13 protein-coding genes are annotated in these 16,008 nt (G+C 39.4%); 11 read left to right on the top strand and 2 right to left on the bottom strand.

Features of this window, described 5'->3' with window-relative positions:
- Positions 1-81: 81 nt before the first annotated feature.
- The 8 genes from ACTWPF_RS06770 to ACTWPF_RS06805 all read left to right on the top strand — a co-directional run bounded on the left by ACTWPF_RS06770 (position 82) and on the right by ACTWPF_RS06805 (position 9,118).
- On the top strand, positions 82-1,101 hold the full coding sequence (locus ACTWPF_RS06770) for a sugar-binding transcriptional regulator (RefSeq protein WP_106897315.1): 1,020 nt from the start codon (positions 82-84) through the stop codon (positions 1,099-1,101).
- 45 nt (positions 1,102-1,146) lie between these two features.
- A complete protein-coding gene (gap, locus tag ACTWPF_RS06775; protein ID WP_036574991.1) occupies positions 1,147-2,154 on the top strand; it encodes a type I glyceraldehyde-3-phosphate dehydrogenase in 1,008 nt (335 codons plus the stop codon).
- A gap of 150 nt (positions 2,155-2,304) precedes the next feature.
- Complete coding sequence (locus ACTWPF_RS06780; protein WP_443148756.1) at positions 2,305-3,486, top strand: phosphoglycerate kinase; 1,182 nt, start codon at positions 2,305-2,307, stop codon at positions 3,484-3,486.
- Positions 3,487-3,523: 37 nt separating this feature from the next.
- Entirely contained in the window at positions 3,524-4,279 is a 756-nt protein-coding gene (tpiA, locus tag ACTWPF_RS06785; protein WP_036574987.1) for a triose-phosphate isomerase, read from the top strand.
- Positions 4,279-5,814, top strand: a complete 1,536-nt coding sequence (gene gpmI / locus ACTWPF_RS06790) for a 2,3-bisphosphoglycerate-independent phosphoglycerate mutase (RefSeq protein ID WP_443148757.1) — start codon at positions 4,279-4,281, stop codon at positions 5,812-5,814. The genes tpiA and gpmI overlap by 1 nt, the downstream gene beginning before the upstream one ends.
- 62 nt (positions 5,815-5,876) lie before the next feature.
- Entirely contained in the window at positions 5,877-7,163 is a 1,287-nt protein-coding gene (gene eno / locus ACTWPF_RS06795) for a phosphopyruvate hydratase (RefSeq protein ID WP_443148758.1), read from the top strand.
- A 327-nt stretch (positions 7,164-7,490) separates the two neighbouring features.
- Entirely contained in the window at positions 7,491-8,450 is a 960-nt protein-coding gene (locus ACTWPF_RS06800) for a nucleoside hydrolase (RefSeq protein WP_443148759.1), read from the top strand.
- 29 nt (positions 8,451-8,479) lie between these two features.
- Complete coding sequence (locus ACTWPF_RS06805; protein WP_443148760.1) at positions 8,480-9,118, top strand: nitroreductase family protein; 639 nt, start codon at positions 8,480-8,482, stop codon at positions 9,116-9,118.
- Between the two features lie 50 nt (positions 9,119-9,168).
- Here the strand turns inward: ACTWPF_RS06805 and ptsP are convergent, their stop codons facing one another.
- Both ptsP and ACTWPF_RS06815 read right to left on the bottom strand, forming a co-directional pair.
- Complete coding sequence (ptsP, locus tag ACTWPF_RS06810) at positions 9,169-10,881, bottom strand: phosphoenolpyruvate--protein phosphotransferase (RefSeq protein WP_443148761.1); 1,713 nt, start codon at positions 10,879-10,881, stop codon at positions 9,169-9,171.
- A gap of 106 nt (positions 10,882-10,987) precedes the next feature.
- Positions 10,988-11,911: an alpha/beta hydrolase gene (locus ACTWPF_RS06815; RefSeq protein ID WP_238020199.1), complete on the bottom strand. Its 924-nt coding sequence runs from the start codon at positions 11,909-11,911 to the stop codon at positions 10,988-10,990.
- 183 nt (positions 11,912-12,094) lie between these two features.
- Between ACTWPF_RS06815 and secG the strand changes: the two genes are divergently transcribed.
- The 3 genes from secG to rnr all read left to right on the top strand — a co-directional run bounded on the left by secG (position 12,095) and on the right by rnr (position 15,471).
- Positions 12,095-12,328, top strand: a complete 234-nt coding sequence (gene secG / locus ACTWPF_RS06820; RefSeq protein ID WP_036574975.1) for a preprotein translocase subunit SecG — start codon at positions 12,095-12,097, stop codon at positions 12,326-12,328.
- A 175-nt stretch (positions 12,329-12,503) separates the two neighbouring features.
- Positions 12,504-13,250 carry an alpha/beta hydrolase gene (locus ACTWPF_RS06825; RefSeq protein ID WP_106898550.1) on the top strand — a complete coding sequence of 249 codons (747 nt, stop codon included), beginning with the start codon at positions 12,504-12,506 and terminating at the stop codon, positions 13,248-13,250.
- Positions 13,251-13,299: 49 nt separating this feature from the next.
- Positions 13,300-15,471: a ribonuclease R gene (gene rnr / locus ACTWPF_RS06830; RefSeq protein ID WP_443148762.1), complete on the top strand. Its 2,172-nt coding sequence runs from the start codon at positions 13,300-13,302 to the stop codon at positions 15,469-15,471.
- The last annotated feature ends 537 nt before the right edge of the window (positions 15,472-16,008 follow it).

A 16,008-nucleotide genomic window follows, 5' to 3' on the forward strand; every position in this document is an offset into this window, starting at 1 on the left:
GTCGAAGGAAGTTTTTTTTGATGTTTCTGGGACACAATATAACCATCTGGGACTTTTTGTGTCCAGCAAGAGGGGATCTAAATGAGTGATCTAATTGATTTGCAGAAAAAACTAGTTCCAGATTTAGTGGAAGTAATGCAGCAAAGGTATGCTGTATTGCACAGTGTAGACTTGTTTCAGCCAATTGGAAGACGTAGTTTGGCGGAAAACACTGGTTTGTCTGAAAGAAATGCCCGTAGTGAGGTCGACTTCCTATCTAAACAAGGACTCATAAAAATTACCACAAAAGGAATGTATATTTCAAAAGAGGGTAAGGTAATTCTAGAACAGTTGGCCGAATTTATGAATGAAATTAAAGGTTTAAGTGTTTTAGAAAAGCAAATCAAGGATAAATTGAATATTGAGCAGGTCATTGTGGTGCCTGGAAATAGTGATCAATATGAATGGGTCAAACAAGAAATGGGGAAAGCTTGTGTTTCCTTTCTTCAGTCTGTAGTAGATAACGAGGATATAATCGCAGTTACTGGTGGGACTACAATGGCAGCTGTAGCGAATGTCATGAACCCTTTAGATAAGGCAAATAGTTATTTATTTGTACCAGCGCGTGGGGGAATTGGGGAAAAGGTAGAAAACCAAGCCAACACAATCGTTGCTGAAATGGCCAGAAAGGCCGGCGTACAATACCGTTTGCTTTACGCACCAGATCCTTTGAGTGAATCTGCTTATCAGACAATTATTAACGAGCCATCTATTAACGAAACACTTCAGCAGGTTAAGGGAGCAACAGTTGTCCTTCACGGAATTGGCGACGCCATGACAATGGCGAAACGTCGAAAAACACCCGAGCAGGTTTCTGTGGAACTCTATAACAAACAGGCTATCAGTGAAGCTTTTGGTTACTATTTTGATGCAATGGGTAATGTTGTATATAAGGTACGCACCGTAGGCATTCAATTAGAGGACCTTCAAACAATCGATCATGTTGTGACCATTGCGGGCGGTAGCTCCAAAGGAAAAGCAATCGATTCTTATTTTAAACAGGGGAAGAGTAATCTTCTGATCACGGATGAAGCAGCTGCGAAAGAGATATTGAAGGGGTAACCCTTTTATATATAAAATTAATTTCTATTTATAGGAGGAATATACATGGCAGTAAAAGTAGGTATTAATGGTTTTGGTAGAATTGGACGTAACGTATTTCGTCAATCACTTAAAAATGATGAAGTAGAAGTAGTAGCAGTAAACGATTTAACAGATGCTAATATGTTAGCACACTTGTTAAAATACGATTCTGTTCATGGTAAACTTGATCAAGAAATTTCAGTAAATGGTTCCAACCTTGTTGTTGGTGGAAAAGAAATTAAAGTACTATCTGAGCGTAACCCTGCAGATTTAGGCTGGGGAGATCTTGGTGTAGAAGTTGTTATTGAATCAACTGGTCGCTTCACTAAAGGTGAAGATGCACAGAAACACATTGAAGCTGGAGCGAAAAAAGTAATTATTTCCGCACCTGCACAAGATGAAGACCTTACACTAGTTATGGGTGTAAACGATGATCAATACGATCCATCTAGCCATAACATTATCTCTAACGCTTCTTGTACTACAAACTGTCTTGCACCATATGCAAAAGTATTAAATGATAAATTTGGTGTTAAACGTGGCTTGATGACAACAATTCACTCTTACACTAACGATCAGCAAATCCTTGATTTGCCACATAAAGACTACCGTCGTGCTCGTGCAGCAGCAGAAAACATTATTCCAACAACAACTGGTGCAGCGAAAGCAGTAGGTAAAGTACTTCCTGAATTAAACGGCAAATTAAACGGTGGAGCAGTTCGCGTTCCAACTCCAGATGGTTCTCTAGTTGACCTAGTAGTAGAGTTGGATAAAAACGTTACAGCTGAAGACGTTAATGCTGCATTGAAAGAAGCTGCAGAAGGCGACCTTAAAGGAATCCTTGAGTACAGCGAAGAGCCACTTGTTTCTTCTGATATCGTAGGTAACTCACATTCATCAATCATTGATGGTCTATCAACTATGGTACTTGAAGATAACATGGTTAAAGTAATCTCTTGGTATGACAATGAAATGGGTTATTCTTCACGTTGTGTGGATCTAGCTGCATTTCTTAAAAAACAAGGACTGTAAGGTTCACCTTACCAGCAGTCAGGTTGATTAAAGCAGGCGGAGGAGGAGATAAATCCTCCTTCGTCTTTTGCTTGTTACATGATTAACCTCAAACTATTAAGGGAAAAGCTATAAGTGCTACATAATTTAATAAAGCAGGAGGTTGTTTTAATGAATAAGAAAACACTTCAAGACATTGACGTTAAAGGTAAAAAGGTCTTTTGTCGTGTCGATTTTAACGTACCAATGAAGGACGGAGAGGTTACAGACGATACTAGAATTAAGGCAGCCCTGCCGACTATCCAGTATCTTAGTGAACAAGGTGCCACCGTTATTCTTGCAAGTCATTTAGGTCGTCCAAAGGGCGAAGCAGTGGAAGAGTTACGCCTTGACCCTGTTGCAAAACGTCTTAGCGATCTTCTTGGCAAAGAAGTAGTAAAAACAGACGAAGTATACGGCAGTGAAGTAAACGAAGCCCTATCTCGCTTAAGTGGTGGCGATATTCTACTTTTAGAGAATGTACGTTTTGAAGCAGGAGAAGAAAAAAATGACGAACAGCTTGCTCAAGCATTCGCAGATATGGCTGATATCTATGTAAATGATGCCTTTGGCGCAGCTCATCGTGCACATGCTTCCACTGCAGGTGTTGCGGAGAAGCTTCCAGCAGTTGCTGGTAAACTTTTGGAAAAGGAAATTGCAGTACTGGGTAAAGCACTTGAAAACCCTGAGCGTCCTTTTACAGCCATTATAGGTGGAGCGAAAGTTAAAGATAAAATTAATGTAATAGATAACCTTCTTGATAAAGTAGATAACCTTATCGTTGGTGGTGGACTTGCGTATACGTTTATCAAAGCACAAGGCCATGAAATTGGAAAATCTTTATTAGAAGAAGATAAACTTGATCTTGCGAAAGAATTCATGCAAAAAGCAAAAGATAACGGCGTTAATTTTGTATTGCCAGTAGATGTTGTGGTAGCAGATGACTTCTCTGAAGAGGCAAATACCAAAATTGTAGATATTGAAGAAATTCCTGCGGATTGGGAAGCATTAGATATCGGGCCAAAAACGCGTGAGAAATACAGCCAGATTGTGGCAGATTCCAAACTAGTAATTTGGAACGGGCCAATGGGAGTATTTGAATTAAACGTATTTGCTGGTGGAACAAAAGCTGTTGCAGAGAGCCTTGCAAACACAGAAGGTTATACTGTAATTGGTGGTGGAGATTCTGCTGCTGCAGTAGAGAAATTTGATTATGCGGAAGACATGGATCATGTTTCTACCGGTGGTGGAGCATCCCTAGAATTCATGGAAGGCAAAGCACTTCCAGGTGTGGAAGCTTTAAACGATAAATAATTGTTTTTGAATCAAAATTTATTGAAGAGGTGATCGTATGCGTAAGAATGTGATTGCAGGTAACTGGAAAATGAACAAAGTATTGTCTGAGGCGACTGAATTTGTAGGAGAAGTTGTAAATAAAGCGCCCGAATCAGACCAGACTGAAGCAATTGTTTGTGCACCATTCCCTTTCCTTGCTAGCTTGGTGGAGCAAACAAAAAATTCACCAGTGAAAATAGCGGCACAAAACATGCATTATGAAGAAAGTGGTGCATTCACAGGGGAAGTAAGTCCTGGAATGTTAAAAGATCTCGGCGTTACACATGTCGTACTTGGACACTCTGAGCGTAGAGAGCTTTTTGCAGAAACAGATGAATCAGTAAATAAAAAAACACAGGCTGCATTTAAACACGGTCTAACTCCAATCGTTTGTGTTGGTGAAACACTTGATCAACGTGAAGCAAATGAAACAATGAATCATGTAGGCAACCAGGTAAAAGCTGCTTTAGAAGGACTTTCTGAGGAACAGGTGGCTAGTACGATTATCGCGTATGAACCAATCTGGGCGATCGGAACTGGAAAAACAGCCACAAGTGAACAAGCAAATGAAGTTTGTACACATATCCGTAATGTTGTTAAAGATGTGACATCAGAAGAAACAGCAGAAAAAGTTGTTCTACAATATGGTGGTAGTGTGAAACCAGCAAACATTAAGGAATTACTTGCTCAATCAGATATTGATGGTGCCTTAGTTGGCGGAGCAAGTCTGGAGGCAGACTCATTCTTGCAGCTCGTGGAGGCTGGTAAATAATGACACAAAATAAATTAGCTGCATTGATTATCCTTGACGGATTTGCGATACGCGATGAAGAGATGGGAAATGCGGTAAAACAAGCTAATACACCTAATTTCGACCGATTCTGGGAGAAGTACGCACATAATCAGCTAACCGCCAGTGGAGAGGCTGTAGGCCTGCCTGAAGGTCAAATGGGTAACTCCGAAGTAGGTCATCTGAATATTGGTGCAGGTAGAATTGTGTATCAAAGTTTAACGAGAGTTAATCTTTCTATTAAAGAAGGAGACTTTTTCGAAAAAGAAGCTTTCTTAAAATCAATTCGTTCTGCTAAAGAAAAAGGCAAGGCGTTGCATATCTTTGGTCTATTGTCTGATGGTGGTGTCCACAGTCATATTAGCCATATGTTCGCATTGCTGAAGCTTGCCAAAGACAATGGCCTGGAAGAGGTTTATGTACATGCATTTTTAGATGGCCGTGATGTAGGCCAGCAAACAGCTAAAAAGTACATTGCCCAAACAGAAGATAAAATGAAAGAGCTGGGTATCGGAAAAATTGCAACGGTTTCTGGTCGCTATTATTCCATGGATCGCGATAAGCGTTGGGAGCGTGTTAAGAAAGCCTATGACGCGATGGTTCACGGTGACGGGCCGACGTATACAAATGCTGAAGAAGTAGTAGAAGATTCCTACAAAAATGGCATCTATGATGAATTCGTTCTTCCTTCTGTGATTACAGATGAAAGTGGCCAACCAGTAGGTAAAGTACAGGACGAAGATTCCATTATCTTTTATAACTTCCGTCCAGACAGAGCTATTCAAATCTCTCGTACTTTTGCCAATAAAGATTTCCGTGATTTTGACAGGGGAGAAAATGTACCGAAGGATCTTGACTTTGTTATGCTAACCAATTTCAGTGAATCGGTGGATGGCTACGTAGCTTACGAACCGGCAAATCTTGATAACACGATTGGTGAAGTACTGGCACAAAACAATTTAAACCAGTTACGTATCGCGGAGACAGAGAAGTATCCTCATGTTACATTCTTTATGAGTGGCGGACGCGAGAAAGAATTTGAAGGAGAAAAACGTGTTCTTATCGATTCTCCAAAAGTTGCAACTTATGACCTCCAGCCTGAGATGAGTGCATATGAAGTAACAGACGCGTTATTAAAAGAGCTTGATGAAGGAAATCAAAATGCGATTATCTTAAACTTTGCAAACCCTGATATGGTTGGTCATTCTGGTATGCTTGAGCCAACGATAAAAGCAATTGAAACAGTGGATGAATGCTTAGGTAAAATAATCGATAAAATCGTTTCTCTTGGTGGAAATGCAATTATTACCGCTGATCACGGTAATTCTGATGAAGTAATCACAGTGGATGGAGACCCTATGACAGCACATACGACAAATCCTGTGCCTGTTATCGTAACAAAAGAGGATGCAACATTACGCGACGGCGGAATTCTTGCAGATCTTGCTCCAACTCTACTTGATCTACTGGATGTTTCCAAACCAGAGGAAATGACAGGAAAGTCTTTACTAAAGTAAGTTGCCTATCTTAACAAAAGTCAGGTAAGATGAATGAGAAACCAAAAAAAGGAGAGATTTACATGCCATATATTACAGATGTCTATGCAAGAGAAGTACTTGATTCACGCGGTAACCCAACAGTAGAGGTAGAAGTATTCACAGAGTCCGGTGCATTTGGATCTGCTCTAGTACCAAGTGGTGCTTCCACTGGAGAATATGAAGCTGTTGAATTACGTGACGGTGACAAAGACCGCTATTTAGGTAAAGGTGTGGAGAAAGCAGTACAAAACGTAAATGAAGTAATCGCGCCAGAATTAGTGGGTATTGATGTAACACGTCAAAATATCATTGATGCATTAATGATAGAACTTGATGGTACAGAAAACAAAGGAAAATTAGGTGCAAACGCTATTCTTGGTGTTTCCATGGCTGTAGCTCATGCTGCTTCTAGCTATCTAGAAGTACCACTTTACAACTATCTTGGTGGATTCAATGCTAAAACATTGCCAACACCTATGATGAATATCGTAAATGGTGGAGAGCATGCAGATAACAATGTTGATATCCAAGAATTCATGATTATGCCTGTAGCTGCTCCGACTTTCAAAGAAGCATTGCGTACAGGTGCTGAGATTTTCCACTCATTGAAAAAAGTTCTTAACTCAAAAGGATATAACACTGGTGTAGGTGACGAAGGTGGATTTGCTCCAAACCTTGCTTCAAATGAAGAGGCTCTTCAAACGATTGTAGAAGCAATTGAAGCAGCTGGTTACAAACCAGGTGAAGAAGTGAAGCTTGCTATGGACGTTGCGGCTTCCGAAATTTACGAAGATGGAAAATATAACCTAAAAGGCGAGGGTGTTGTTCGTACTTCTGCTGAAATGGTAGACTGGTATGAAGAAATGGTAAATAAATACCCAATCATCTCTATTGAAGATGGCCTTGATGAAAACGACTGGGAAGGTCATAAACTATTGACAGACCGTCTTGGTGACCGCGTTCAATTAGTTGGGGATGATCTATTTGTTACAAACACTACAAAGCTTTCTCAAGGTATTGAGCAAGGTGTAGGAAATTCTATTCTTGTTAAAGTGAACCAAATTGGTACACTTACTGAAACATTTGAAGCAATTGAAATGGCGAAACGCGCTGGATACACTGCTGTTATCTCTCACCGTTCAGGTGAAACAGAAGATGCAACAATCGCTGATATCGCTGTAGCTACAAATGCTGGACAAATTAAAACGGGTGCACCTTCTCGTACAGACCGTGTAGCTAAGTACAATCAATTACTTCGTATTGAAGACGAATTAGCTGGTCTAGGCGTATATGGTGGCTTAGATTCATTCTATAACTTGAAAAAATAAACAAACACAATGTGAAGCATCTCCCTTGCAAAAGAAGCAAGGGGGATGCTTTTTTGTGTTATATAGAAACCTCGTCTCTGTTGTTAATGGAAGATATCAATCTGCTTAGCATAGGACAAATTGTAGTTAAATAAAATAGGATGTAATGTAAAAATTATCCTGGTGCAACCGTCCGTAAGCCTCCCCTTCAAAACATGAAGTGAAACCGTTAGTTTTTAGTGGGAGTAAACGGACGCTAACACCCCGATTCGTTCAGCTAACAATCAGTGGGGGAAGAACGAAAATCCCCACTGATTGAAGTTTCACTTTATAAAGGGGGAGATTAAAGTGGCGCAAAAGGTATTGCTTTTTGGCGATATTGGAATAGATGACACAGTTGCACTTATTTATGCCTATTTAAATGATGATATTGACGTTGTCGGAGTTGTAGCTGACTATGGGAATATCTCAAGGGAAAACGCATTGGCCAATATTCAATATGTGCGGACATTACTAAGTAGTGAAATGACTGAACAGGTAACCATCATTGTAGGAGCTGAAGCACCAATGACTGGTGAACTCCCAGTTTACGTACCGGAAATCCATGGCGAGTTCGGCTTAGGACCAATTATTCCTCCGCTAAATTTCATGAATGGTGTCACAGAAAACTTTCATGAAATTGTGGATATTATTAAAGAACATGACGATTTGCTGATCGTTAATATTGGTCGTTTAACTTCATTAGCAACAATGTTTCTGCTATATGGTGACTTGATGCGTAAGGTAAAGGGTTATTATGTAATGGGAGGGGCTTTTTGGGTTCCGGGTAATATTACGGCTGTCTCAGAAGCTAATTTTTATGGTGATCCGGTTGCTGCACAGGTAGTACTCCGATACGCAGAGAATCTAAAAATAATTCCTCTAAACGTAACAGAGCAAGCGATTGCAACACCAAAAATGGTGGACTATATTGATGCATATGGTCCGATAGACATTGTAAAACCGCTACTAGACTATTATTATAATTTTTATAAAGAAAGAAACCCATCCATAACTGGTAGTCCATTGCACGATGTGTTAACTTTAATGGCTGTAATCAAGCCAGATATGCTTACCTATGAAAGATTACCGGTAAATATTGTACAGGCAGCTGAAGGGACGGAGCGCGGGCAAAGCATTGCCGATATCAGACCTTTTCTCACAGATGGAGAAGTAGAGCTAAAGAAACATGACATTGCCTTCCAGTTAAACTATAAGCAGTTCTTTATGGATTTTATGACTGTAATGAGTGGCCAACGTTTTACTTAACCCATTGACCATTAAAAGGGAGCCCTGCTATGCTATTTGTAAAAAGGATAAGTGGGAGGATGAAGCGCATTTCTATTTTAGACTCGATAAAAAACAGACGATCCATACATACTTTTAAAAAAGAGGAAGTACAGAATCATGTACTACTGGATATCTTTCACTACGCTTCCTATGCCCCGACACATTACATGAAAGAACCTTGGCAAATAAAAGTATTTCAAGAAAAGGGAAAGAAATTCTTTGTCGATGAAATCATATCAAGTTACGAAAGAATTGGTATGCTTCGTACAGACAAAGAACCTAAAACTATAAAAATGAAGGAATCGATGAAACAGTTTTTATTAGAAATTCCGCACCATGCGGTAATTTTCTTTGAAGTGGAAGAGGACCCTATTCGCTATGAGGAAGATTATGCTGCAGTATGTGCATTTATCCAAAACGTCCAACTCGCTGCCTGGGAACACGGTGTAGGAGTGTTATGGACGATTACACCTTACATGCATGATCAAACGTTTGTAGAAAGAGTTGGAATAAATAATGACGTGATGAAAATTGCTGCTGTACTTCAGATGGGTTACCCACTAAAAGTTCCGCGTAATAAAGGTCGAACCCCAATTGAAGACAAACTGGAAATTATAAATAAAGGTATAGAAAAAGCCGGAGAGTAACTCGTTAAAATCAACGATTCCCTCCGGCTTCATGATACCTTTACTTAGATTTAGTTAATTAGTTCATTAACAAATTCTAAGACTTCATCTGCTGTTCCCATAGAAAGGATCTTGTCCTTATTGGCAGCAAGTTTTTTCTTAGAAAGCTCTTTTAATTGTGTACGTGCAGGCAAGATAGAAGTTGCACTCATGCTGAACTCATCAAGACCAAGTCCTAGAAGAATTGGAATTGCTAACGGTTCACCAGCCATTTCTCCACACATACCAACCCATTTATCTTCACTGTGTGCTGCTTCAATCACGTTATTAATTAGGTTTAAGATAGCTGGATGGTATGGCTGATAAAGGTAAGAAACCTGTTCATTCATACGATCTGCTGCCATCGTGTATTGAATTAGGTCATTTGTACCAACACTGAAGAAATCTACTTCTTTAGCAAATTGTTTTGCGATTACGGCCGTAGAAGGGATTTCTACCATGATACCTACTTCGATATCATCAGAAATGTCTTTTCCTTCGTTTTTAAGTGCTTCTTTTTCATCAAGCAGAATTGCTTTAGCTTTTCTGAATTCCTCGATTGTCGCAATCATAGGGAACATGATTTTCAAGTTTCCGTAAACACTTGCACGTAATAGTGCGCGTAGTTGTGGACGGAAAACATCTTCATTTTCCAAACAGAAGCGAATTGCTCTAAATCCAAGGAACGGATTCAGTTCTTTCGGTAAATCTAAGTAGTTTAGCTCTTTATCGCCACCGATATCTAGTGTACGTACAACAACAGGCTTGCCTTGCATCTGTTCTAGAACGGATTTGTAAGCATCAAACTGCTCGTCCTCTGTAGGAAGCTCGTTTTTACCCATATAAAGAAATTCGGTACGGTAAAGTCCAACACCTTCCCCGCCGTTGTTCAGAACACCTGTTACATCTTCTGGTGTACCGATGTTTGCTGCAAGCTCTACTTGTTCCCCGTCAGCCGTGAATGTCGGTTCATCTTTTAATTTAGCCCATTCTTCTTTTTGTCTTGCAAACGTTTCTTGCTTTTCTCGGTAGGATGCAATTTCTTCATCAGATGGGTTAAGGATAACTTTCCCTTCCATTCCATCTACAATGATCATGTCATCTTTAGATACTGAAGTTGTAATTTCTTTAGTTCCAACTACAGCAGGAATCTCAAGTGATCTAGCCATGATTGCTGAGTGGGAAGTACGTCCGCCAATATCTGTAGCGAAGCCTTTTACAAATTCTCTGTTTAATTGAGCTGTGTCAGATGGTGTTAAATCCTTGGCGATTACAATTACTTCCTCATTAATTAATGCAGGGTCTGGGAATGTTACACCAAGTAAATGAGCCATCACACGTTGAGTAACATCATGAATATCAGCAGCGCGTTCTCTCATGTATTCGTTGTCCATGCTCTTGAACATGTCAATAAACATGGTAGCTGTTTCTTCAAGTGCTGTTTCTGCCATCACGTTATCAGCGTTTATTTTGTCTTTCATTGGGTTTATTAACTCAGGGTCGCTTAATACTAATAAATGTGCAGAAAAGATCTCTGCATGCTCGTCACCAAGCTGTTCCTTCGTATGTGCTTTGATTTTTTCCAACTCTTGTTTTGAAACGTCAAGCGCTTTTTCCAATCTCTCTATTTCCACTTGTGGATTATCAATTGTTTTCTTTTCAAATGAAAGATCTGGTGTTTCTAGTTGGTATGCCTTCGCAATAGCAATACCGGATGATGCAGCGATTCCTTGTACATTCTTCATTTTGACCAACCTTCCTTATTGCAAAAAAATATTAGCGATAAAACCGTGAAATACGTTTATACACTCCAGTGTCTATTTTAAACGCTTGCTCGTTATTACACAAGGATTAAACTTTGATACGTAACGTGTCAGTGATCCAACCTTCGATGGCTCGATAGACCTCATGCTTATTTAATTCAAATAGCAATTCATGCCGACCTTCTTCAAACAGCATGGTAGTAACACGGTTCAGTCCTACTTGGTCATATAATTGAGCTGTTTTCCATATGCCACTTCCATATTGGCCTACTGGATCTTGGTCTCCACTCAATAATAGGATGGGAAGGTCTTTTCGAATAGATTGATTCCGTTGTTTATCTTGAATCACTATTAGACCAGACATTAGATCGTAGAAAAAGCGAGCTGTTGGGACAAAGCCTGCGAGTGGATCTCGCTCATAATCCTGCACTGCAGTTTCATTTCGGGTTAACCAATCCACTTTCGTGCGTTTATCTTTTATTCTTTTATTATAACGACCAAACGCAAGCCAATTCATCAGTTCTGAGGGCTCTTTTGCGGGCTGTAGGCTCGCTAAGAATTTTCCAGCACGTGATTGGAGGGATGGAAAATAACCGGTGCCAGAGAGAATAGCTCCATGGATCTCATGGCTATGTTGTTGGATATAATGTCTTACTAGAAAGGAGCCCATACTGTGGCCAAATAGAATGATCGGAACAGAAGGGTATGTTGCCTTTATTTTTCTTGTCATCATTAAAAGGTCCTCTGACGTTTTTGAGAAACCATCCTTATCGGCAAAGAAGCCTAATAAACCTTGTCGTTCTCCAGTTTTCCCATGTCCTCTGTGATCATTCCCATAAACATAAAAGCCCATATCTACAAGCTGCTTTGCAAAATCATCATAGCGATTAATATGCTCCACCATCCCATGAGCCAGTTGAATAATCGCTTTTGGTTGTTGATTAGGGTTATACCATTTCTTAAAATAGATTTCCGTATTGTCTGCTACTTCTAGCCAATCTTCTTCTATCATTTAGAGTCCCCCTACAAATGTTTTCCTAATACTATGATTACGTGAGTCTAGTATAACATCTATCCTTTTAAAATAGACTTGCTATCCAAAACAAGATTGTGCTAAAGTAGAGATAAGTATTGGTATATTTAGACGCAAACAACGGATTGTTTGTGTTTTAGTATCTGGGGGTGTCTTGCATAGATGGAAGCTTTAGTACATGTATTGTTAGTTATTGATGCAATCGTTATGATTATTTTTGTATTATTTCAGTCAGGGAAAAGTGAAGGACTGTCTGGTGCGATTTCTGGTGGGGCAGAGCAGTTATTTGGGAAACAAAAGGCAAGAGGGGCTGATCTTTTTCTTCACAGAGGAACGATCGTGACCGGTGTTTTGTTTTTCGTTTTAGCATTTCTAAGTGCATATATCCTACAATAATAATAACCCTTATCACATTTGTGATAAGGGTTATTGCTTTTTATTCTGGATGAAAAAAGGGTAAAGTAGAAATAGAATGTTCAAAAAAGTAGTGAGAGGAGAAGCCTTTCTATCCTCCTGTTACTTATTGAACGGCTATCAAATGAAACAGAGATATAAAGGAGATGCAACACGAATGAAAGTAAAACAACCACAACCTTTTACGTTTGAAGCAGGCCCGCGAGCGGTATTATTATTACATGGATTTACTGGACACTCTGCAGATGTAAGAATGCTCGGACGCTACCTGGAAAAGCAAGGCTACACAAGCCATGCGCCGATTTACCGAGGACATGGTTTGCCACCTGAAGAGCTTATTAAAGCAACCCCAGAAGAGTGGTGGGAGGATGTTCTAGAGGCATACCGCCATTTGCAAGAACTAGGGTATAAAGAAATTGCCGTGGCTGGCCTTTCCCTTGGGGGAGTACTAGGTTTAAAATTGGCATATTCGGAAAAGACGAAAGCAGTAATCACGATGTGTTCCCCTATGTTCTTTGATAATGAAACCCAGTTGACGAAAGGATTTAAGGCTTTCTCTAAAGAGTACAAGCAATTGGAAGGAAAAGAGGAAGAAACGATAAAATCTGAACTAGAAGAGCTTATGGCAAATTCTAATCATGTATTTCGTGATCTTGGGAACTTTATTACAGAAGTAAAGAATGAAATTGATACCATTTATACGCCAACAATGGTTATCCAGGCAACAAAAGATGAAATGATTAATACAGATAGTGCTTCTTATATTTACGACCAGGTAGAAGCGGATAGGAAAGAAATAAAATGGTTTGAGAATTCTGGCCATGTAATTACGATGGGAAAAGAAAAGGAACAAGTCTTTGAAGAGGTTTATCAGTTTTTAGAACAGCTTGACTGGGAAGTATGATTATAACTCTTATAAAAGGTAAATAATAATAAAGAAAGAAGGTGAGCGAATGAAAGAGAGATTACGAAATTATTTTAAAGAAAACGGTACGAAGCCATTATCCGTAGATGAATTGGAAGACGTGTTGGAAGTTGAAGACGCAGTTGAATTCAAGGAATTAGTTAAAGCACTAAATGAGCTTGAGGAGAATGGAGAGCTTGTGCGCACGAGAAAGAATAGATTTGGTCTTCCGGAGAAGATGAATCTTGTGCGAGGACGGATCCAAATGCATGCAAAAGGATTCGCTTTCCTCATCCCAGACGATGAGGATCAGACTGATGTCTATATCCATCATTCAGACTTGGCATCTGCTATGAACAATGATAAGGTGCTTGTCCGCCTTGAAAAGAAGGATCAGGATGGCCAAAGACCAGAGGGAACAGTAATTCGCATATTGGAGCGTGCCACACTTCAAGTAGTTGGAACATTTGAGGATAATCGTTCATTTGGGTTTGTAATTGCAGATGACAAACGTATTCCCAATGACATTTTCATTCCGAAAGGTTCCACAAACGGTGCTGTGAGCGGACACAAAGTGATTGCTCATATCACAAAGTATCCGGAAAAGCATAAAAGTGCCGAAGGGGAAATCATTCATATACTTGGTCATAAAAACGACCCAGGTATTGATATTATTTCCATTATTCACAAGCATGGCATTAAAGTTGACTTCCCTGAAGAAGTACTAGAGCAGGCTGCAAATACGTCTGAGACCATTGCAGAGGAAGAATTACAAGGGCGTCGTGACTTACGAGATGAAACGATTGTCACCATCGATGGTGCGGATGCAAAGGATCTGGATGATGCTGTTTCTGTTAAAAGATTAGATAATGGAAACTACAAGCTTGGTGTCTATATTGCTGATGTTAGTTACTATGTTGACAAAGACAGCCCAATTGACAAAGAGGCGTTTGACAGAGGGACGAGTGTTTACCTAGTAGATCGGGTTATCCCGATGATTCCGCACCGTCTATCAAATGGTATTTGTTCGTTAAATCCCAAAGTGGATAGATTAACATTAGGTTGTGAGATGGAGATTACCTCCTCAGGAGATATTGTCAATCATGAGATTTTCCAAAGTGTTATTAAAACAAATGAACGAATGACGTATAGTGATGTAAATAAAATACTTGTCGATAAAGATGAGGAAGTAATGGAGCGCTATAAAGATCTCGTGCCATTTTTTGAACAAATGGGTGAGCTTGCGTCCGTACTCAACCGAAAACGTATGGGCCGTGGGGCTATTGACTTTGACTTTAAAGAATCAAAAGTATTGGTGGATGAAAAAGGAGTACCTCAGGATGTTGTGCTAAGAGAACGCTCTGTAGCAGAACGTTTAATCGAAGAGTTTATGCTAGCAGCAAATGAAACGATTGCAGAGCATTTTCATTGGATGGATGTCCCATTTATTCACCGGATTCATGAAGAGCCAGACCAAGGTAAACTGCAAAATTTCTTTGAATTTCTAGCAAGTCTCGGATATACAGTGAAAGGTACGAGCAATGAAGTGCACCCACAAGCCTTACAAAAAGTAATTGAAGATGTCCAAGATAAACCAGAGGAAATGATTGTATCTAAATTAATGCTTCGTTCTATGAAGCAGGCAAAATACGATCCCCAAAGCGTTGGACATTTTGGGCTGGCTACAGAGTTCTATACACACTTCACTTCACCAATCCGGCGTTACCCGGATCTCATCGTTCATCGGCTTATTAGGACCTATTTAATCAATAAGCAAATGGACCAGAAGACAGTGAATTATTGGAAAGAAGCCATGCCGGAGATTGCTAGACATACAAGTGAAAGAGAACGTACAGCAGTCGATGCCGAAAGAGAGACTGATGATCTGAAAAAGGCAGAATTCATGAAAGACAAAATTGGCGAAGAATACACTGGGGTTATCAGCTCCGTTACCAACTTTGGATTATTCGTTGAACTTGAAAATACCATTGAGGGACTTGTTCATGTTAGTTATTTAACAGATGACTACTATCATTACGACGAACGAAGACATGCGATGATTGGAGAAAGAACAGCGAAGGTTTACCGAATTGGTGACGAAGTAAAAGTAAAGGTAGCTAGTGTAAATACGGATGAACGGGCGGTTGATTTTGAAATAGCCCGAGTTGAAAATCCAAATAACAATAAAAGAAAGAAAACAAAGAATAAAAGATCTAGATAACAAAAGTAGCACTGATTAATGAGATCAGTGCTATATTTTTTTGCACGTTAGGAAAGTATAAAATTTTAGATAAGAAGCAAAGACGACGTAGTTGAAATTTTGAAGTCCCAAGTATAAGAACAACGTACACATTCGCTAAAAAAGGGCGAAAGTGAGTTTTTCTGATCTTTTTTGCCTTAGGTAAATTATATTGTTGACGTAAATCATTTGTTCCCTTACACTACTAAATAGCTGGAATGAAATAAAGGGAACTTTAATTTGGTAGAGTTTTCCCTTGAATGATTCGGAACTAGACTCACATAAAAAGCTTCATTACTACTCGCCTTCCATAAAGTGAAGGTCTCACTGTCAGTTTGAGTGAATAAAAATCTGATTTTTTAAAAAACAAGCTTCCAAAAAGAAAAAATGTAATAAGCTGAAAATATGTTCCTTTCGCAGGATTAAAATTTTTTTCAGTGGGAAATGTAATACCCCATCAAAACTCATTCATCTTACTTTACTGTGGGGGGAGTACATTTTACAACAAAGGAGATACGA

Origin of the sequence: Oceanobacillus sp. M65, assembly GCF_052246275.1 — a bacterium.
In the GTDB taxonomy this organism is placed as follows: domain Bacteria; phylum Bacillota; class Bacilli; order Bacillales; family Amphibacillaceae; genus Oceanobacillus_B; species Oceanobacillus_B jordanicus.